This window comes from Vibrio sp. UCD-FRSSP16_30 (genome assembly GCF_001676025.1).
In the GTDB taxonomy this organism is placed as follows: domain Bacteria; phylum Pseudomonadota; class Gammaproteobacteria; order Enterobacterales; family Vibrionaceae; genus Vibrio.
In genome coordinates, this window is sequence record NZ_LZFW01000005.1 from 1 (window position 1) to 16,666 (window position 16,666).

The 16,666-nt window shown below is 44.5% G+C and carries 30 protein-coding genes and 1 pseudogene; 29 read left to right on the forward strand and 2 right to left on the reverse strand.

Annotated elements, in window-relative coordinates:
• The 29 genes and pseudogenes from tuf to rplQ form a co-directional block, all read left to right on the forward strand.
• Positions 1-322, forward strand: a pseudogene (gene tuf / locus A9260_RS04160) (elongation factor Tu); the annotation flags it as partial.
• 425 nt (positions 323-747) lie between these two features.
• Positions 748-1,059, forward strand: a complete 312-nt coding sequence (rpsJ, locus tag A9260_RS04165; RefSeq protein ID WP_004736761.1) for a 30S ribosomal protein S10 — start codon at positions 748-750, stop codon at positions 1,057-1,059.
• Positions 1,060-1,073: 14 nt separating this feature from the next.
• Positions 1,074-1,703, forward strand: coding sequence for a 50S ribosomal protein L3 (gene rplC / locus A9260_RS04170; RefSeq protein ID WP_068696514.1), 630 nt, complete (start codon positions 1,074-1,076; stop codon positions 1,701-1,703).
• A 16-nt stretch (positions 1,704-1,719) separates the two neighbouring features.
• Positions 1,720-2,322, forward strand: coding sequence for a 50S ribosomal protein L4 (gene rplD, locus A9260_RS04175; RefSeq protein ID WP_068696517.1), 603 nt, complete (start codon positions 1,720-1,722; stop codon positions 2,320-2,322).
• Positions 2,319-2,621 (forward strand): 50S ribosomal protein L23, encoded by a 303-nt coding sequence (gene rplW / locus A9260_RS04180; protein ID WP_068696519.1) that lies wholly within the window; start codon positions 2,319-2,321, stop codon positions 2,619-2,621. Before rplD ends, rplW begins: the two co-directional genes overlap by 4 nt.
• 15 nt (positions 2,622-2,636) lie before the next feature.
• A complete protein-coding gene (rplB, locus tag A9260_RS04185) occupies positions 2,637-3,461 on the forward strand; it encodes a 50S ribosomal protein L2 (RefSeq protein WP_023402468.1) in 825 nt (274 codons plus the stop codon).
• A 19-nt stretch (positions 3,462-3,480) separates the two neighbouring features.
• The gene (gene rpsS / locus A9260_RS04190; protein WP_004736729.1) at positions 3,481-3,759 is read left to right on the forward strand and encodes a 30S ribosomal protein S19; all 279 of its coding nucleotides are present in this window, start codon (positions 3,481-3,483) and stop codon (positions 3,757-3,759) included.
• A 10-nt stretch (positions 3,760-3,769) separates the two neighbouring features.
• Entirely contained in the window at positions 3,770-4,102 is a 333-nt protein-coding gene (gene rplV / locus A9260_RS04195; protein WP_068696521.1) for a 50S ribosomal protein L22, read from the forward strand.
• Positions 4,103-4,118: 16 nt separating this feature from the next.
• Complete coding sequence (rpsC, locus tag A9260_RS04200) at positions 4,119-4,817, forward strand: 30S ribosomal protein S3 (RefSeq protein WP_068696523.1); 699 nt, start codon at positions 4,119-4,121, stop codon at positions 4,815-4,817.
• A gap of 11 nt (positions 4,818-4,828) precedes the next feature.
• Positions 4,829-5,239: a 50S ribosomal protein L16 gene (gene rplP, locus A9260_RS04205; RefSeq protein ID WP_068696525.1), complete on the forward strand. Its 411-nt coding sequence runs from the start codon at positions 4,829-4,831 to the stop codon at positions 5,237-5,239.
• Positions 5,239-5,430, forward strand: coding sequence for a 50S ribosomal protein L29 (gene rpmC / locus A9260_RS04210; RefSeq protein ID WP_017029095.1), 192 nt, complete (start codon positions 5,239-5,241; stop codon positions 5,428-5,430). Before rplP ends, rpmC begins: the two co-directional genes overlap by 1 nt.
• A complete protein-coding gene (gene rpsQ, locus A9260_RS04215; RefSeq protein ID WP_068696527.1) occupies positions 5,430-5,684 on the forward strand; it encodes a 30S ribosomal protein S17 in 255 nt (84 codons plus the stop codon). The genes rpmC and rpsQ overlap by 1 nt, the downstream gene beginning before the upstream one ends.
• 164 nt (positions 5,685-5,848) lie before the next feature.
• Entirely contained in the window at positions 5,849-6,220 is a 372-nt protein-coding gene (gene rplN / locus A9260_RS04220; protein WP_006075569.1) for a 50S ribosomal protein L14, read from the forward strand.
• 11 nt (positions 6,221-6,231) lie between these two features.
• Positions 6,232-6,549: a 50S ribosomal protein L24 gene (rplX, locus tag A9260_RS04225; RefSeq protein WP_023402471.1), complete on the forward strand. Its 318-nt coding sequence runs from the start codon at positions 6,232-6,234 to the stop codon at positions 6,547-6,549.
• Positions 6,550-6,572: 23 nt separating this feature from the next.
• Complete coding sequence (gene rplE / locus A9260_RS04230) at positions 6,573-7,112, forward strand: 50S ribosomal protein L5 (protein WP_068696530.1); 540 nt, start codon at positions 6,573-6,575, stop codon at positions 7,110-7,112.
• Positions 7,113-7,129: 17 nt separating this feature from the next.
• Positions 7,130-7,435, forward strand: coding sequence for a 30S ribosomal protein S14 (rpsN, locus tag A9260_RS04235; RefSeq protein WP_068696532.1), 306 nt, complete (start codon positions 7,130-7,132; stop codon positions 7,433-7,435).
• Between the two features lie 29 nt (positions 7,436-7,464).
• Positions 7,465-7,857, forward strand: coding sequence for a 30S ribosomal protein S8 (gene rpsH, locus A9260_RS04240; RefSeq protein WP_068696534.1), 393 nt, complete (start codon positions 7,465-7,467; stop codon positions 7,855-7,857).
• Between the two features lie 10 nt (positions 7,858-7,867).
• Positions 7,868-8,401: a 50S ribosomal protein L6 gene (gene rplF, locus A9260_RS04245; RefSeq protein WP_068696536.1), complete on the forward strand. Its 534-nt coding sequence runs from the start codon at positions 7,868-7,870 to the stop codon at positions 8,399-8,401.
• Between the two features lie 9 nt (positions 8,402-8,410).
• Positions 8,411-8,764: a 50S ribosomal protein L18 gene (gene rplR, locus A9260_RS04250; RefSeq protein ID WP_021712512.1), complete on the forward strand. Its 354-nt coding sequence runs from the start codon at positions 8,411-8,413 to the stop codon at positions 8,762-8,764.
• Positions 8,765-8,778: 14 nt separating this feature from the next.
• Complete coding sequence (gene rpsE / locus A9260_RS04255; protein ID WP_068696538.1) at positions 8,779-9,279, forward strand: 30S ribosomal protein S5; 501 nt, start codon at positions 8,779-8,781, stop codon at positions 9,277-9,279.
• A 5-nt stretch (positions 9,280-9,284) separates the two neighbouring features.
• Positions 9,285-9,461 carry a 50S ribosomal protein L30 gene (gene rpmD, locus A9260_RS04260; protein WP_068696540.1) on the forward strand — a complete coding sequence of 59 codons (177 nt, stop codon included), beginning with the start codon at positions 9,285-9,287 and terminating at the stop codon, positions 9,459-9,461.
• Positions 9,462-9,466: 5 nt separating this feature from the next.
• On the forward strand, positions 9,467-9,901 hold the full coding sequence (gene rplO, locus A9260_RS04265; RefSeq protein ID WP_068696542.1) for a 50S ribosomal protein L15: 435 nt from the start codon (positions 9,467-9,469) through the stop codon (positions 9,899-9,901).
• A gap of 20 nt (positions 9,902-9,921) precedes the next feature.
• Positions 9,922-11,256, forward strand: coding sequence for a preprotein translocase subunit SecY (secY, locus tag A9260_RS04270; RefSeq protein WP_068696544.1), 1,335 nt, complete (start codon positions 9,922-9,924; stop codon positions 11,254-11,256).
• Between the two features lie 39 nt (positions 11,257-11,295).
• On the forward strand, positions 11,296-11,409 hold the full coding sequence (gene rpmJ / locus A9260_RS04275; RefSeq protein ID WP_068696546.1) for a 50S ribosomal protein L36: 114 nt from the start codon (positions 11,296-11,298) through the stop codon (positions 11,407-11,409).
• Positions 11,410-11,556: 147 nt separating this feature from the next.
• Positions 11,557-11,913, forward strand: a complete 357-nt coding sequence (gene rpsM, locus A9260_RS04280; protein WP_068696548.1) for a 30S ribosomal protein S13 — start codon at positions 11,557-11,559, stop codon at positions 11,911-11,913.
• An 18-nt stretch (positions 11,914-11,931) separates the two neighbouring features.
• A complete protein-coding gene (gene rpsK / locus A9260_RS04285) occupies positions 11,932-12,321 on the forward strand; it encodes a 30S ribosomal protein S11 (protein ID WP_004398450.1) in 390 nt (129 codons plus the stop codon).
• Between the two features lie 31 nt (positions 12,322-12,352).
• Positions 12,353-12,973, forward strand: a complete 621-nt coding sequence (gene rpsD, locus A9260_RS04290; protein WP_068696550.1) for a 30S ribosomal protein S4 — start codon at positions 12,353-12,355, stop codon at positions 12,971-12,973.
• A gap of 24 nt (positions 12,974-12,997) precedes the next feature.
• Positions 12,998-13,990, forward strand: coding sequence for a DNA-directed RNA polymerase subunit alpha (locus A9260_RS04295; protein ID WP_068696552.1), 993 nt, complete (start codon positions 12,998-13,000; stop codon positions 13,988-13,990).
• A 26-nt stretch (positions 13,991-14,016) separates the two neighbouring features.
• Positions 14,017-14,397 (forward strand): 50S ribosomal protein L17, encoded by a 381-nt coding sequence (rplQ, locus tag A9260_RS04300; protein ID WP_021712504.1) that lies wholly within the window; start codon positions 14,017-14,019, stop codon positions 14,395-14,397.
• Positions 14,398-14,466: 69 nt separating this feature from the next.
• On the opposite strand, the gene A9260_RS04305 is transcribed toward rplQ, so the two are convergent.
• Positions 14,467-14,961 carry a DUF2780 domain-containing protein gene (locus A9260_RS04305; protein WP_068696554.1) on the reverse strand — a complete coding sequence of 165 codons (495 nt, stop codon included), beginning with the start codon at positions 14,959-14,961 and terminating at the stop codon, positions 14,467-14,469.
• A 288-nt stretch (positions 14,962-15,249) separates the two neighbouring features.
• Entirely contained in the window at positions 15,250-16,518 is a 1,269-nt protein-coding gene (locus A9260_RS04310; protein ID WP_068696556.1) for an O-acetylhomoserine aminocarboxypropyltransferase/cysteine synthase family protein, read from the reverse strand.
• Between the last annotated feature and the right edge of the window lie 148 nt (positions 16,519-16,666).

Below are 16,666 nucleotides of genomic sequence, written 5' to 3' on the forward strand. Positions count from 1 at the left end.
GCCAAGCCAAGTACTTGCTGCTAAAGGTTCAATCAACCCACACACTAAATTTGAGTCAGAAGTGTACGTTCTTTCAAAAGACGAAGGCGGCCGCCACACTCCTTTCTTCAAAGGTTACCGTCCACAGTTCTACTTCCGTACAACTGACGTAACAGGCGACATCACTCTACCGGAAGGTGTTGAGATGGTAATGCCAGGCGACAACGTTCAAATGACTGTTGAGCTAATCGCTCCAATCGCAATGGACGAAGGTCTACGCTTCGCAATCCGTGAAGGTGGCCGTACTGTTGGTGCTGGTGTTGTTGCTAAGATCTTTGACTAATATTTAGTTAATATCTTGCACACTTCTTCTTTATGAAGAACACGCATAGTAAAAGGGGAGCTTCGGCTTCCCTTTTTGTTTTTCTATCTCCCAGAACCCATTCCCTACTTCTTTAGATTATTTTTCACCCACCTCTTGCATCCCATCTTAGCTTCTGTATAATCCTTCCCACTGACTTAAGTCGGTTGTGAACCAATGAGCACTGAGGGGCTAGGTTATCCTAGGTAACGTATACTCAGCTTATGTTCGCGGTTAATACAATTAATAAAATAGCGTTAAGCTACAAGTTAATAGAAAATTAACTGACAATGCTTCCTGATTTTGGAGGCTACGGTTTCACATAAATCAATCGGCATTCCCTTATTATATTAAGCGTGAGTGGCGATATTGTTTGTGTATTTAATTATTAATTGGAGCTCTGTCTCATGCAGAACCAACGTATTCGTATCCGCCTTAAAGCTTTTGATTACAAGTTAATCGATGCTTCAACTGCGGAAATCGTTGAAACAGCAAAACGTACTGGCGCACAGGTTCGTGGTCCTATTCCACTTCCTACTCGTAAAGAGCGTTTCACTGTTCTAACTTCTCCACACGTTAACAAAGATGCGCGTGATCAGTACGAAATTCGTACTCACAAGCGTTTGATCGACATCGTAGAACCAACTGACAAGACTGTAGATGCTCTTATGCGTCTAGACCTTGCAGCTGGTGTTGATGTTCAAATCAGCTTAGGTTAAGGGAGATTAGAATAATGATAGGTCTAGTCGGACGTAAAGTGGGTATGACCCGCGTATTTACCGAAGAAGGCGTTTCTATTCCAGTAACAGTTGTGGAAGTAGAATCTAACCGTGTTTCTCAAGTGCGTACACTTGAAGTTGATGGTTATTCTGCAATCCAAATTACTGCTGGTTCTAAGAAAGCTAACCGTGTAAGCAAGCCAGAAGCTGGTCACTTTGCGAAAGCAGGTGTTGAAGCGGGCCGCGGTCTTTGGGAATTCCGTTTAGAAAACGGTGAAGAGTTTGAAGTTGGCGCTGAGCTAAACGTAGAACTTTTCAATGAAGTAAAAAAAGTAGACGTTACTGGTACATCTAAAGGTAAAGGCTTCCAAGGCGCTATTAAGCGTTGGAACTTCTCTACTCAAGATATGACTCACGGTAACTCTTTGTCTCACCGTGCACCGGGTTCAATTGGCCAATGTCAAACTCCAGGTCGCGTGTTTAAAGGCAAAAAAATGGCTGGTCACATGGGTGCTGAGCGTGTAACGACTCAAAACCTAGAGATCGTACGTGTTGACGCTGAGCGCAATCTGCTTCTTATTAAAGGTGCAGTACCAGGCTCAATCGGCGGCAACGTTATCGTAAAACCAGCTGTTAAAGCTTAACGTCTAGGAGTAAGTAATGGAATTGATAGTTAAAGGTGCTGATGCACTAACTGTTTCCGAGACTACTTTCGGACGTGACTTTAACGAAGCTCTTGTACACCAAGTAGTTGTTGCGTTTGCAGCAGGTGCTCGTCAAGGTACTCGTGCTCAAAAGACTCGTTCTGAAGTATCTGGCGGTGGCGCTAAGCCATGGCGTCAAAAAGGTACTGGCCGTGCTCGTGCTGGTACAATTCGTAGCCCAATCTGGCGTACAGGTGGTGTTACTTTTGCTGCGAAACCACAAGATCACAGCCAAAAAGTAAACAAAAAAATGTACCGCGGTGCTATGAAAAGCATTCTTTCTGAGTTAATTCGTCAAGAGCGTTTAATCGTTGTTGATAACTTCTCAGTAGAAGCACCAAAAACTAAAGAGCTATTAGCTAAGCTTAATGAACTTGAGCTTAACGATGTTCTGATTGTGACTAGTGAAGTAGATGAGAATCTATTCTTGGCTGCTCGTAACCTTTATAAAGTTGATGCACGTGACGTTGCTGGTATTGATCCAGTAAGTCTAATTGCTTTCGACAAGGTACTAATTACTGCTGATGCAGTGAAGCAAGTTGAGGAGATGCTGGCATGATCACTGAAGAGCGTCTACTAAAAGTTCTACGTGCTCCACATATCTCTGAAAAAGCAACTATGGCTGCTGAGAAAGCGAACACTATCGTTTTCAAAGTATCTAAAGAAGCAACTAAAAAAGAGATCAAAGCAGCTGTAGAAAAGCTATTTGAAGTTGAAGTTAAGTCTGTAAATACTCTTGTTCAAAAGGGTAAGACCAAACGTCAAGGTATGCGTGAAGGCCGTCGTTCAGACGTGAAAAAAGCTTACGTTACCTTGAAAGAAGGTCAAGATCTTGACTTCGTTGGCGGTGCGGAATAACAGGAGTAGTTAAGAATGGCTATTGTTAAATGTAAGCCGACTTCCCCTGGTCGTCGTCACGTAGTTAAAGTTGTTAACGCTGACCTCCACAAGGGTAAGCCATACGCTCCACTTTTAGAGAAAAACTCTAAAAATGGTGGTCGTAACAACAACGGTCGTATCACAGTACGTCACATCGGTGGTGGTCATAAACACCATTACCGTCTAGTTGACTTTAAACGTACTAAAGATGGCATCCCAGCGAAAGTTGAGCGCCTAGAATACGATCCAAACCGTAGCGCAAACATTGCTCTAGTTCTGTACGCAGACGGTGAGCGCCGCTACATCATCGCACCTAAAGGCATTTCAGCTGGAGATTCAATCCAGTCTGGTGTTGATGCGCCAATCAAAGCAGGTAACACTCTGCCGATGCGCAACATCCCAGTAGGTTCAACAGTACACTGTGTTGAACTTAAGCCTGGTAAAGGTGCACAAATTGCTCGTTCTGCAGGTGCATACGCACAAATCATCGCTCGCGATGGTGCATATGTAACTCTACGCCTACGTTCTGGTGAGATGCGCAAAGTACTTTCTGAAGGTCGTGCTACGATCGGTGAAGTTGGTAACTCTGAGCACATGCTACGTGAACTAGGTAAAGCTGGTGCTTCACGCTGGCGCGGCGTACGTCCAACCGTACGTGGTGTTGTAATGAACCCGGTAGATCACCCACACGGTGGTGGTGAAGGTCGTACTTCTGGTGGTCGTCACCCAGTATCACCTTGGGGTCAGCCTACTAAAGGCTTTAAGACTCGTAAGAACAAGCGCACTGACAAGTACATCGTACGTCGTCGTAACAAGTAATCTATAAAGAGGAATCGCCATGCCACGTTCTCTCAAGAAAGGTCCTTTTATTGACCTGCACTTGCTGAAGAAGGTAGAGAAAGCGGTGGAAAGCGGAGACAAAAAGCCTATTAAGACTTGGTCCCGTCGTTCAATGATCATCCCAACAATGATTGGTTTGACCATCGCTGTCCATAATGGTCGTCAGCACGTACCAGTTTTCGTTACCGAAGAAATGATCGGTCACAAACTGGGCGAATTTGCGCCAACTCGTACTTATCGCGGCCATGCTGCAGATAAGAAAGCTAAGAAGAAGTAAGGAGTAGATGATGGAAGCTTTAGCTAAACATAACTTTGCTCGTATTTCTCCACAGAAAGCGCGCCTTGTTGCGGATCTTATCCGTGGCAAGAATGTTGATCAAGCACTAGAAATTCTAACTTTCAGCAACAAAAAAGCTGCTGTACTAGTTAAGAAAGTTCTTGAATCAGCAATCGCGAACGCTGAGCATAACGAAGGTGCAGATATCGACGATCTAAATGTCGCTAAAATCTTCGTAGATGAAGGTCCTATCATGAAGCGTATTATGCCTCGTGCTAAAGGCCGTGCCGACCGTATCTTGAAGCGTTCTTGCCACATCACAATTGTTGTTGCAGACGCTTAAGACTAGGAGATAAGCAATGGGTCAGAAAGTACATCCTAATGGTATTCGTCTTGGCATCGTCAAGCCTTGGAATGCTACATGGTTTGCTAATACCAAAGATTTCGCTGACAACCTAGACGGCGACTTCAAGGTACGTCAGTTCCTCACTAAGGAACTTTCAAAAGCGTCTCTTTCACGTATCGTTATCGAACGTCCAGCTAAGAGCATTCGTGTGACTATTCACACAGCTCGTCCTGGCGTTGTTATCGGTAAGAAAGGCGAAGACGTTGAGAAGCTACGCGCAGCTGTAGCTAAGATTGCAGGTGTTCCAGCACAAATTAACATCGCTGAGGTTCGTAAACCTGAGCTTGATGGTCAATTAGTAGCTGATAGCATCGCATCTCAGTTAGAGCGTCGTGTTATGTTCCGTCGTGCTATGAAGCGCGCGGTTCAAAACGCAATGCGTCTTGGCGCTAAAGGTATCAAAGTAGAAGTAAGCGGCCGTCTTGGCGGTGCTGAAATCGCGCGTACTGAATGGTACCGTGAAGGCCGTGTGCCACTACATACTCTTCGTGCTGACATCGATTACGCAACTTCTTCGGCTCACACCCAATACGGTGTGATCGGCATTAAAGTCTGGATCTTCAAAGGAGAAATCCTTGGTGGAATGCCAGCTGCTAATGCAGTAGAGCCTAAGGCTGACAAGCCTAAGAAGCAGCGTAAAAGCCGTAAGTAAGGAGACGACAGATGCTACAACCTAAACGTACTAAGTTCCGTAAGGTTCAGACAGGTCGTAACCGTGGCCTAGCTAAAGGTACTGAAGTAAGCTTCGGCGAATTCGGTCTTAAAGCTGTTGGTCGCGGACGTATTACTGCTCGTCAAATCGAAGCGGCACGTCGTGCTATGACGCGTCACGTAAAACGTCAAGGTCAAATTTGGATTCGTATCTTCCCAGACAAGCCAATTACTGAAAAACCTCTTGAAGTTCGTCAAGGTAAAGGTAAAGGTAATGTTGAGTACTGGGTTGCTCAAGTCCAACCTGGCAAGGTTATGTACGAAATGAATGGCGTACCTGAAGAGTTGGCACGTGAAGCGTTCCGCCTAGCGGCATGTAAACTGCCTATCAAAACAACATTTGTAACTAAGCAGGTGATGTAATGAAAGCACAAGAGCTACGTGAAAAAAGCGTTGAAGAATTAAACGCTGAGCTATTGAATCTGCTACGTGAACAGTTTAACTTGCGCATGCAAGCTGCGACTGGTCAACTACAGCAGACACATACTCTTAAAGCTGTACGTCGTGATATCGCACGTGTTAAAACCGTATTGACTGAGAAGGCAGACGCATAATGAGCGACAAATCCCGTACTTCACTTGGTCGTGTTGTTAGTGACAAAGGCGAAAAGTCTATTGTTGTTGCTATCGAGCGCATGGTTAAACACCCAATTTACGGCAAGTACGTAAAGCGCACGACTAAGATCCACGCACACGATGAAAACAACGAGTCTAGCCTAGGCGATACCGTTGAAATCAAAGAGTGTCGTCCACTGTCTAAGACTAAGTCTTGGACTTTGGTAAAAGTTGTAACAAAAGCGAAGATTTAATTTTCTTTAATTTTTAACAACTTAAAGCGGCTTCCTAATTTAATTGGGGGCCGCTTATTTTTTGTCTACCCAATCGGGACAAAGGGTGTTACAATTCGCGTCCCTTTAAAGAGGCAGCCCGACCCGAGAGGGTCTAGTTTTTAATATTTAGCGGAGCACTAACAATGATCCAAATGCAAAGTACACTTGACGCTGCAGATAACTCTGGTGCGCGCAAGGTAATGTGTATTAAGGTTCTGGGTGGCTCACACCGTCGTTATGCACATATCGGTGACATCATTAAAGTTACAGTGAAGGAAGCAATTCCTCGCGGTAAAGTTAAAAAAGGTGATGTACTGAAGGCGGTTGTTGTGCGCACTCGTAAAGGCGTACGTCGTCCAGACGGTTCTGTCATTCGCTTCGACCGTAATGCTTGTGTATTGTTGAATGACACTACTGAGCAACCAGTCGGCACTCGTATCTTTGGCCCAGTGACTCGTGAACTTCGTAATGCGAAATTCATGAAAATTGTTTCACTGGCTCCAGAAGTACTATAAGGAGCAGTAAAATGGCAGCTAAAATCCGTCGTGATGACGAAGTAATCGTTCTTGCTGGTAAAGATAAAGGCAAGAAAGGTAAAGTAACTAAGGTTCTGACAACTGGTAAAGTTATCGTTGAAGGTATCAATCTTGTTAAAAAACATCAGAAGCCTGTACCGGCTATGAATGTTCAAGGTGGTATCGTAGAGCAAGAAGCAGCAATTGATGCTTCAAACATTGCAGTCTACAACGCAGCTACTGGCAAAGCAGACCGTATCGGTTTCCGTTTCGAAGATGGTAAGAAGGTTCGCTTCTTTAAATCTAACGGCGAAACCGTTTCTAACTAAAACAGAGTAATTTGGAGTGAACTATGGCGAAACTGCATGATTACTACAAGTCGTCTGTAGTTGCTGAACTTACCAAAGAGTTCAGCTACTCAAGCGTCATGCAAGTCCCTAGAATCGATAAGATCACCCTTAATATGGGTGTGGGTGAAGCAATCAATGACAAAAAGCTTCTAGAAAACGCAGCTTCTGATATGGCAACGATCTCTGGTCAAAAGCCACTTATCACTAAAGCGCGTAAATCTGTTGCTGGATTTAAAATCCGTGAAGGCTACCCAATCGGTTGTAAAGTAACCTTGCGTGGCGAACGTATGTGGGATTTCTTTGAGCGTTTGATTAACATCGCTCTACCACGTGTACGTGACTTCCGTGGTGTTAGCGCTAAGTCTTTTGACGGACGCGGTAACTACAGCATGGGCGTTCGCGAGCAAATCATCTTCCCGGAAATCGACTTTGATAAAGTTGATCGCGTTCGTGGTCTTGATATTACTATCACGACATCTGCGAATTCCGATGAGGAAGGCCGAGCTTTGCTGGCTGCCTTTAACTTCCCATTCCGTAAGTAAGGTGAAGGGTTACTGTTATGGCTAAACAATCTATGAAAGCGCGTGAAACTAAACGTGCTAAGCTAGTAGCTAAATTCGCTGAAAAGCGTCGTGCGCTTAAGATCACTATTAGTGACCTTAACGCATCTGAAGAAGAGCGTTGGGATGCAGTTCTTAAATTGCAATCTCTACCACGTGATTCAAGTGCATCGCGTCAGCGTAATCGTTGCAACCAAACTGGTCGTCCACACGGTTACCTACGTAAATTCGGTCTTAGCCGTATTAAGGTTCGTGAAGCTTGCATGAAAGGCGAGATTCCGGGTCTTCGTAAGGCTAGCTGGTAATTGCCACTTAATCATTTGGAGTAAATCGTATGAGCATGCAAGATCCGATTTCGGATATGCTGACCCGCATTCGTAACGGTCAGTCAGCAAGTAAAGTTGCTGTAAAAATGCCTTCTTCAAAGCTTAAAGTTGCAATTGCTACTTTGCTAAAAAACGAAGGTTACATCACAGACTTCGCTGTAGAAAGCGGAGCAAAACCAGAGCTAGAAGTTACTCTTAAGTACTTCCAAGCAAAACCAGTAATCGAGCAAATCCAACGTGTTTCTCGTCCAGGTCTGCGTGTCTATAAAAATAAAGACAGCCTTCCTTCAGTGATGGGTGGTTTGGGTATTGCTGTAGTGTCCACTTCCAAAGGTCTTATGTCTGACCGCGCCGCTCGCAAAGCGGGTCTTGGTGGTGAGATCATCTGCTACGTAGCTTAAGGAGTAGAATATGTCTCGTGTTGCTAAAGCACCTGTCGCTATTCCAGCTGGAGTAGAGGTGAAGATTAATGGTCAAGAAATAACTGTGAAAGGTCCTAAAGGTGAACTTTCTCGCGTTTTCAATAACGCAGCAGTAATTTCTCAGGAAGATAACAACCTAACTTTCGGTCCACGTGAAGGTGTTGCTGGTGCTTGGGCACAAGCAGGTACTGCACGTGCACTTGTAAACAACATGGTTGTTGGTGTTACTGAAGGCTTTACCAAGAAACTGACTCTTAAGGGTGTTGGTTACCGTGCTGCTGTTAAAGGCAACGCTGTAAACTTGACTCTAGGTTTCTCTCACCCAGTTGAGCACGCTGTGCCAGCGGGTATTAAAGCTGAATGTCCAAGCCAAACTGAAATTGTTCTAACTGGTGCTGATAAGCAACTAGTTGGTCAAGTTGCGGCTGACATTCGTTCTTACCGTGAGCCAGAACCTTATAAAGGTAAAGGCGTTCGTTACGCAGATGAATATGTGCGTACCAAAGAAGCTAAGAAGAAGTAAGGTAACACTATGGATAAGAAAGCATCTCGCATCCGTCGTGCTACACGTGCACGTCGTAAGATTGCTGAACTTCGTGTGAATCGTCTTGTAGTACATCGTACTCCTCGTCATGTGTATGCACAGGTTATTGCACCAAACGGCTCTGAGGTTATCGCAGCTGCTTCTACTGTAGAAAAAGCGATCCGTGAGCAAGTTAAGAACACTGGTAACGTTGACGCTGCTAAAGCTGTAGGTAAAGCTATTGCTGAGCGCGCTATCGAAAAAGGCATTTCAAATGTTGCTTTCGATCGTTCTGGTTTCCAATACCACGGTCGAGTAGCGGCGCTAGCAGATTCTGCTCGCGAAGCTGGTCTTAAATTCTAAGGTAGGGTTGATCGATGGCTAGAGAACAACAACAAGCTTCAGATTTGGCAGAAAAACTTATCGCCGTTAACCGCGTTGCAAAAACGGTTAAAGGTGGTCGAATCTTTAGTTTTACTGCACTAACAGTAGTTGGTGACGGTAATGGTCGCATTGGTTTCGGTTACGGCAAAGCTCGTGAAGTACCAGCTGCGATTCAAAAAGCAATGGAAAAAGCACGTCGTAACATGGTTACTATCGCGCTAAACGAGGGTACTCTTCACCACGCGGTGAAAGGTCGTCATACTGGCTCTAAAGTATACATGCAGCCAGCAGCGGAAGGTACAGGTATCATCGCCGGTGGTGCGATGCGTGCAGTACTTGAAGTTGTAGGTGTTCGAAACGTACTTGCGAAAGCATACGGTTCTACGAACCCTATCAACGTAGTTCGCGCGACTATTGATGGTTTAAGCGGTATGAAATCTCCAGAGATGATTGCTGCTAAACGTGGTCTAACTGTTGAAAATATTTCGGAGTAAGCACCATGGCAACTATCAAAGTAACTCAAACTAAAAGCTCAATCGGTCGTCTACCTAAGCACAAATTGTGTTTACGTGGTCTTGGCCTTCGTCGCATCAACCATACAGTAGAACTTGAAGATACGCCGTCAGTTCGCGGCATGATCAACAAGGTTTACTACATGGTTAAAGTTGAGGAGTAATCAGAATGCGTTTGAATACTCTATCACCGGCTGCAGGTTCTAAGCCTTCTAAGAAGCGCGTAGGCCGTGGTATCGGTTCTGGCCTTGGTAAAACAGGTGGCCGTGGCCACAAAGGTCAAAAGTCACGCTCTGGCGGCAGTGTTCGTCCAGGTTTTGAAGGCGGTCAAATGCCTTTGAAACAGCGTCTACCTAAGTTCGGTTTCACTTCTCGTAAGAGTCTAGTGACTGCTGAAGTTCGTCTAGCTGAGCTAGCGAAAGTAACTGGTGACGTTGTAGATCTTAACAGCCTTAAAGCTGCTAACGTAGTCACTAAGAACATCGAGTTTGTTAAAGTTGTTCTTTCTGGCGAAATTAACAAAGCTGTGACTGTTAAAGGTCTTCGCGTAACTAAAGGCGCTAAAGCTGCTATTGAAGCTGCCGGCGGTAAAATCGAAGAATAATCTTCGAGGGAAAGGTACAGATGGCTAAAAAACCAGGACAAGATTTTAGTAGTGCAAAAAGTGGCGTATCGGAACTAAAAACACGCTTATTATTCGTATTAGGTGCGTTGTTAGTATTTCGTGCGGGTTCTTTTGTGCCGATCCCTGGTATTGACGCGGCTGTACTTGCCCAACTGTTAGACCAGCAACAAGGTACCATCGTAGAAATGTTTAACATGTTCTCCGGTGGTGCACTTTCGCGTGCATCTATCTTGGCCCTTGGTATCATGCCGTATATTTCGGCATCGATTGTGGTCCAATTGCTAACTGTGGTTCATCCCGCTCTTGCAGAGCTTAAAAAAGAGGGTGAAGCTGGCCGTCGTAAGATCAGTCAGTACACACGTTATGGCACGCTTGTACTTGCAACATTCCAAGCTATCGGTATAGCAACAGGCTTACCGAACATGGTCGACAATCTGGTTGTTATCAACCAAACCATGTTCACCCTGATTGCAACCGTGAGTTTAGTAACCGGCACCATGTTTTTGATGTGGTTAGGTGAACAAATTACAGAGCGCGGAATTGGTAACGGTATATCGTTAATCATCTTTGCAGGTATTGTCGCAGGATTGCCTAAAGCAATCGGTTCAACAATTGAGCAGGCGCGTCAAGGTGAATTGCACGTACTTCTTCTATTGTTGATTGCTGTAATTGCATTTGCTGTTATCTACTTTGTTGTGTTCATGGAACGTGGTCAACGTCGTATCGTCGTTAACTATGCCAAGCGCCAACAGGGTCGTAAAGTTTATGCAGCGCAGAGCTCTCATTTGCCATTAAAAATTAATATGGCCGGTGTTATCCCTGCAATTTTTGCATCAAGTATTATTTTGTTCCCAGGAACATTAGCACAGTGGTTTGGTCAGAACGGTCAAAGTGCAACATTTGGTTGGTTAACCGATGTTTCACTGGCACTAAGTCCAGGTCAGCCTCTGTACGTAATGCTTTATGCATCAGCGATCATCTTTTTCTGTTTCTTTTACACGGCGTTGGTATTCAACCCGCGTGAGACAGCAGATAATTTGAAGAAGTCTGGTGCTTTCGTACCCGGCATCCGCCCAGGAGAGCAGACAGCTAGATACATCGATAAAGTAATGACTAGACTAACCCTTGCAGGTGCTCTATATATTACATTTATCTGTCTGATTCCCGAGTTCATGATGGTCATGTGGAACGTACGTTTCTACTTTGGCGGCACATCACTACTTATCGTAGTTGTTGTAATCATGGATTTCATGGCACAGGTACAGACTCATCTGATGTCACAACAGTATGATTCTGTGTTGAAGAAAGCAAACCTTAAGAGTTATAACCGATAATTCGGCTGTAGTTCTGGGTTTCATTTACGGAGTTTAGCAATGAAAGTTCGTGCTTCCGTTAAAAAAATCTGCCGTAACTGTAAGGTTATCAAGCGCAACGGTGTTGTGCGTATAATCTGCAGTGAGCCAAAGCATAAACAACGCCAAGGCTAATTAGTAGAATTTTTTACTTGAAAAACAGGGTAGGTTCGAGTATATTCCTCGGCCTACCTTTTGCGTGCAAAAGAAGTAGTATGCCGCAGCGTATCCTAGACGGGCTTTGCTGCGGATAATTCTTTACATAAGTACTAGGAGTGAATAGTGGCCCGTATAGCAGGCATTAACATTCCTGATCATAAACATGCTGTGATTGCATTAACTGCAATCTTCGGCATCGGTAAGACCCGTTCTCAAGCTATTTTAGCTGAAGTGGGTATTGCTGAAAATGTTAAGATCAGTGAACTAACAGAAGAGCAGATCAATCAACTGCGTGACGGTGTAGCTAAATACACTGTAGAAGGTGATCTACGTCGTGAAGTCTCGATGAACATCAAGCGTCTTATGGACCTTGGCTGTTACCGCGGTCTTCGTCATCGTCGCAGTCTACCTCTACGTGGACAGCGTACTAAAACCAACGCTCGCACCCGCAAGGGTCCGCGTAAGCCGATCAAGAAATAGTCGGAAGGATATAGTACAATGGCAAAACAACCAACTCGCGCACGTAAACGCGTTCGCAAGCAAGTAGCTGATGGCGTAGCGCACATTCATGCTTCTTTCAACAACACAATCGTGACTATCACAGACCGTCAAGGTAACGCACTAGCTTGGGCTACTGCAGGTGGTTCAGGTTTCCGTGGTTCTCGTAAGTCAACTCCGTTCGCAGCTCAGGTTGCAGCAGAGCGCGCTGGCGAAATGGCTAAAGAATATGGCCTAAAGAACTTGGAAGTTATGGTTAAGGGCCCTGGTCCTGGTCGTGAGTCAACTATCCGCGCATTAAACGCTGCTGGATACCGCATCACTAACATCGTTGATGCAACTCCGATCCCTCATAACGGTTGTCGTCCACCTAAGAAACGTCGCGTTTAAGTTTCGTTTCTAGGAATATTGGAGAAAGAACATGGCTAGATATTTGGGTCCTAAGCTGAAGCTTAGCCGTCGCGAAGGTACTGACTTATTCCTTAAGTCTGGTGTCCGTGCGATCGATACCAAGTGTAAAATTGATAACGCACCAGGTGTACACGGCGCTCGTCGCGGTCGTCTATCTGAATATGGCGTTCAGCTTCGTGAGAAGCAAAAAGTTCGTCGTACTTACGGCGTTCTAGAAAAACAATTCCGTAACTACTACAAAGATGCTGCTCGCCTTAAAGGCAACACAGGTGAAAACTTGCTGCAGCTTCTTGAAGGTCGTCTTGATAATGTAGTTTACCGAATGGGCTTTGGCGCAACTCGCGCAGAAGCACGTCAACTATGTAGCCATAAAGCTATCCTAGTTAACGGTAAAGTTGTAAACGTTCCTTCATTTAAAGTTGCACCGAACGACGTTGTTTCAATTCGTGAGAAAGCTAAAACGCAATCTCGCATTAAAGCGGCTCTAGAAGTTGCTGAACAACGCGAAAAGTCAACTTGGATTGAAGTAGATGGCAGCAAAATGGAAGGCACATTCAAACGTTTACCAGAACGTTCTGATCTGTCTGCTGACATCAACGAACACCTGATCGTCGAACTTTACTCTAAGTAAGGTTTAAACTAAAGAGAGGACACAATGCAGGGTTCTGTAACAGAATTTCTTAAGCCACGTCTTGTTGATATCGAACAGATCAACACGACACACGCAAAAGTAACTCTTGAGCCATTAGAGCGTGGTTTTGGCCATACTCTTGGTAATGCACTTCGCCGTATTCTTTTATCTTCTATGCCGGGTTGTGCCGTAACAGAAGTTGAGATTGAAGGTGTGCTACACGAATACAGCACTAAAGAAGGCGTTCAAGAAGACATTCTTGAAATCCTACTTAACCTTAAGGGTTTAGCTGTACGCGTAGCGGAAGGCAAAGATGACGTGTTTATTACACTGAACAAATCAGGCTCAGGCCCTGTGGTTGCAGGTGACATCACCCATGATGGTGATGTAGAGATCGCTAACCCAGAGCACGTTATTTGTCACTTAACTGATGACAACGCTGATATCGCTATGCGTATAAAAGTTGAACGTGGTCGTGGTTATGTTCCCGCTTCATCTCGTATCCATACTGAAGAAGATGAGCGTCCAATCGGTCGTCTACTTGTTGACGCAACATACAGCCCTGTAGACAAAATTGCCTACAGCGTTGAAGCGGCACGTGTAGAACAACGTACTGACTTGGATAAACTTGTCATCGACATGGAAACAAACGGTACTCTTGAGCCAGAAGAAGCTATCCGTCGTGCAGCAACTATTCTTGCTGAACAATTGGATGCTTTCGTAGATCTTCGTGATGTACGTGTTCAGGAAGTTATCGAAGAGAAGCCGGAGTTCGATCCTATCCTACTTCGTCCTGTAGACGATCTTGAGCTAACAGTTCGCTCTGCCAACTGTCTAAAAGCAGAAGCGATTCACTACATTGGTGATCTTGTTCAGCGTACTGAAGTGGAGCTTCTTAAAACCCCTAACCTTGGTAAGAAATCACTTACTGAGATCAAGGATGTGCTTGCTTCTCGCGGTCTGTCTCTAGGTATGCGCCTAGAAAACTGGCCACCAGCGTCAATCGCTGAAGATTAATCAATAATAGTTAGAAGGATTAGGTCATGCGCCATCGTAAGAGTGGTCGTCAACTCAACCGCAACAGCTCACATCGCAAAGCGATGTTCAGCAATATGGCTAGCTCTCTTGTACGTCATGAAGTTATCAAGACTACATTGCCAAAAGCAAAAGAGCTACGTCGCGTAGTTGAGCCTTTGATTACATTAGCTAAGACTGACAGTGTTGCTAACCGTCGTCTAGCATTTGCTCGCACTCGTGATAACGAAGTTGTGGCAAAACTATTTAACGAACTAGGTCCACGTTTCGCTGCCCGTCAAGGCGGTTATACTCGTATCCTAAAAGCAGGTTTCCGTACTGGCGATAAAGCACCAATGGCATTCATTGAGCTTGTCGATCGTCCAGTTGCTGAAGAAGCTGCTGAGTAATAGTTCAGTTAGAACTAAAAAGCCGAGCATTTATGCTCGGCTTTTTTGTGTCTGTTTTTTAATAACTCTCTAAGCACCCCATAAACTGCCTAGTGAACCTAATAGATTGCTGCTTGCGCCTTCAGAGGTCAGGTATTGCAGAATCACTGGCGCAAATTGCGTAACCAATGCAGGATCAATTCCCAAACCTTCAAAAGTGCTTTTTACTGAGTCCATATTGGTAATCATCGAGGTCAGCCCTGTTGAGCCTGTAAAATTATTTAGACCCGGTATTAAAGAACTTAATTCGCTAGAGTTTTCATCCGATAACTGTGTTTGAGCAAGTGATAGCAATGCTCCCGCGCCACCAGCCGCTTGAGTTGGACTAACGTCTAGTTGACTACTAATCATGTCGGTTAAAGGTGTACTTTGTGCGGTATTTAGCTGTTGTGAGATTTGTCCTGTTAGCGCAGACATATCGGTAGATTTATCTTCATCATCGCTCGATCCAAACCCAAAAAAAGCATAGCTTGGTGCGCTGAGTACCAAAGCGCCTATTAGTGTTGTTGCTGCAATCCCTTTCATTCCCTATTCCTCTTTATTTGGGGTTCTTTAAGTCTAGGAAACGTTTGTTAGGTTTGCTTACTTTAATACCAATCGTAGCAAATCTCTTAGCAGCCTAGCGGGTTTTAATACTTGATAACCGAGTTAAAATTTTTGATTGTAGAATAACGACTTATCGAAATTATTCGCCTGTTCTCAAGTATTTTTCCTCCGCTATTTCTGAACATTTAATTACTGTGATTGGTATAACTTTAGATAACAAAAACGGCGCCGAAGCGCCGTAAATAACAAGTTACTTTAGACAAATGCCTATTGATTCAGTGCTTGTTCTAAATCTTGTAAAATATCATCGATATGTTCGATGCCTACAGACAGACGAATCATCTCAGGACTGACACCCGCATTTTTCTGTTCTTGCTCTGTGAGCTGTCGGTGCGTAGTGGATGCAGGGTGACAAGCTAGAGATTTAGCATCACCGATATTGACCAATCGCTTAAATATTTGCAGTGCATCGTAGAATTTAACGCCTGCTTCATAACCATCTTTTAAGCCAAACGATAGAATGCTTGATGGCGTTCCTTGCATGTATTTCTTCGACAGTTCATAGAAAGGTGAATCTTCTAGACCGGCGTAGCTAACCCAGCTTACCTTAGGGTGATTTTGTAGGAAGTTAGCGACTTTAATCGCATTCTCACAGTGTCGTTCCATACGCAACGAAAGAGTTTCAAGCCCTTGCATCAACATGAAAGCGTTCATTGGTGATAGAGCTGAGCCTGTATTTCTTAATGGCACAGTACGTGCTCGCCCAATAAAGGCTGCTTCCCCAAATGCTTCAGCATAAACAACACCATGGTATGAAGGCTCTGGTTGGTTAAACACACGAAAACGCTCTTTGTGTTCAGCCCAAGGGAATTTACCAGAATCGATAATCATACCGCCCAATGTTGTGCCGTGGCCACCTACATATTTTGTTAATGAGTGAACGACGATATCAGCGCCATGTTCGATAGGTTTGCACACTGAAGGTGTTGCAACCGTATTATCGACAATCACCGGTACGCCTTGTTCATGTGCTAATTTACTGATCCCTTCAAGATCAGCAATGTTACCTGCCGGGTTACCAATAGATTCGCAGTAAACGGCTTTGGTATTTTCATCAATTAATGCCGCTAGAGACTCAGGTTTGTCATCTTCAGCAAATTTTACTTGGATACCTAAGCTTGGGAACATATGCGCGAATAAGGTGTAAGTACCACCATACAACTGTGGCGTAGAGACAATATTATCTCCAGCTTGCGCTAGGGTTAACACCGCATAGTGAATAGCCGAACTGCCCGAACTAACTGCAAGACCAGCTATACCTCCTTCTAGCGCCGCCATGCGCTTTTCTAATACATCGTTAGTTGGGTTCATGATTCGAGTATAGATATTACCGGGTACGGCTAGATCGAATAGATCTGCGCCATGTTGTGCATCATCAAATTCATAAGCGACAGTTTGATAAATTGGTGTAGCACATGACTTAGTCGTTGGGTCTGTTTCATATCCGTGATGGATCGCGAGAGTTTGGTCTTTCATTCGTTTCTTCCTTTCCTTGTGATAAGGATAAGATGCCATGAATGACTATGCTTCGACAAGGGGGGGAATGTCTCGTTTTTGAATGTACGCACATACAAAAAAGGCTTTTCCATAAGGAAAAGCCTTTTTAACTAAGTCTTTGAAATAA

Bases quoted from the DNA above. Each gene is read 5' to 3' on its own strand.
- rplQ (WP_021712504.1), top strand. From the start codon at position 14,017: ATGCGCCATCGTAAGAGTGGTCGTCAACTCAACCGCAACAGCTCACAT.
- rpsK (WP_004398450.1), top strand. From the start codon at position 11,932: ATGGCAAAACAACCAACTCGCGCACGTAAACGCGTTCGCAAGCAAGTA.
- rpmD (WP_068696540.1), top strand. From the start codon at position 9,285: ATGGCAACTATCAAAGTAACTCAAACTAAAAGCTCAATCGGTCGTCTA.
- rplD (WP_068696517.1), top strand. From the start codon at position 1,720: ATGGAATTGATAGTTAAAGGTGCTGATGCACTAACTGTTTCCGAGACT.
- rplN (WP_006075569.1), top strand. From the start codon at position 5,849: ATGATCCAAATGCAAAGTACACTTGACGCTGCAGATAACTCTGGTGCG.
- secY (WP_068696544.1), top strand. From the start codon at position 9,922: ATGGCTAAAAAACCAGGACAAGATTTTAGTAGTGCAAAAAGTGGCGTA.
- A9260_RS04310 (WP_068696556.1), bottom strand. From the start codon at position 16,518: ATGAAAGACCAAACTCTCGCGATCCATCACGGATATGAAACAGACCCA.
- rplP (WP_068696525.1), top strand. From the start codon at position 4,829: ATGCTACAACCTAAACGTACTAAGTTCCGTAAGGTTCAGACAGGTCGT.
- rpsQ (WP_068696527.1), top strand. From the start codon at position 5,430: ATGAGCGACAAATCCCGTACTTCACTTGGTCGTGTTGTTAGTGACAAA.
- rplC (WP_068696514.1), top strand. From the start codon at position 1,074: ATGATAGGTCTAGTCGGACGTAAAGTGGGTATGACCCGCGTATTTACC.
- rplX (WP_023402471.1), top strand. From the start codon at position 6,232: ATGGCAGCTAAAATCCGTCGTGATGACGAAGTAATCGTTCTTGCTGGT.
- rplO (WP_068696542.1), top strand. From the start codon at position 9,467: ATGCGTTTGAATACTCTATCACCGGCTGCAGGTTCTAAGCCTTCTAAG.
- A9260_RS04295 (WP_068696552.1), top strand. From the start codon at position 12,998: ATGCAGGGTTCTGTAACAGAATTTCTTAAGCCACGTCTTGTTGATATC.
- rplE (WP_068696530.1), top strand. From the start codon at position 6,573: ATGGCGAAACTGCATGATTACTACAAGTCGTCTGTAGTTGCTGAACTT.
- rplW (WP_068696519.1), top strand. From the start codon at position 2,319: ATGATCACTGAAGAGCGTCTACTAAAAGTTCTACGTGCTCCACATATC.
- rpsJ (WP_004736761.1), top strand. From the start codon at position 748: ATGCAGAACCAACGTATTCGTATCCGCCTTAAAGCTTTTGATTACAAG.
- rpsH (WP_068696534.1), top strand. From the start codon at position 7,465: ATGAGCATGCAAGATCCGATTTCGGATATGCTGACCCGCATTCGTAAC.
- rplF (WP_068696536.1), top strand. From the start codon at position 7,868: ATGTCTCGTGTTGCTAAAGCACCTGTCGCTATTCCAGCTGGAGTAGAG.
- rplV (WP_068696521.1), top strand. From the start codon at position 3,770: ATGGAAGCTTTAGCTAAACATAACTTTGCTCGTATTTCTCCACAGAAA.
- rpmC (WP_017029095.1), top strand. From the start codon at position 5,239: ATGAAAGCACAAGAGCTACGTGAAAAAAGCGTTGAAGAATTAAACGCT.
- A9260_RS04305 (WP_068696554.1), bottom strand. From the start codon at position 14,961: ATGAAAGGGATTGCAGCAACAACACTAATAGGCGCTTTGGTACTCAGC.
- rpsE (WP_068696538.1), top strand. From the start codon at position 8,779: ATGGCTAGAGAACAACAACAAGCTTCAGATTTGGCAGAAAAACTTATC.
- rpsN (WP_068696532.1), top strand. From the start codon at position 7,130: ATGGCTAAACAATCTATGAAAGCGCGTGAAACTAAACGTGCTAAGCTA.
- rplR (WP_021712512.1), top strand. From the start codon at position 8,411: ATGGATAAGAAAGCATCTCGCATCCGTCGTGCTACACGTGCACGTCGT.
- rpsC (WP_068696523.1), top strand. From the start codon at position 4,119: ATGGGTCAGAAAGTACATCCTAATGGTATTCGTCTTGGCATCGTCAAG.
- rpmJ (WP_068696546.1), top strand. From the start codon at position 11,296: ATGAAAGTTCGTGCTTCCGTTAAAAAAATCTGCCGTAACTGTAAGGTT.
- rpsS (WP_004736729.1), top strand. From the start codon at position 3,481: ATGCCACGTTCTCTCAAGAAAGGTCCTTTTATTGACCTGCACTTGCTG.
- rplB (WP_023402468.1), top strand. From the start codon at position 2,637: ATGGCTATTGTTAAATGTAAGCCGACTTCCCCTGGTCGTCGTCACGTA.
- rpsD (WP_068696550.1), top strand. From the start codon at position 12,353: ATGGCTAGATATTTGGGTCCTAAGCTGAAGCTTAGCCGTCGCGAAGGT.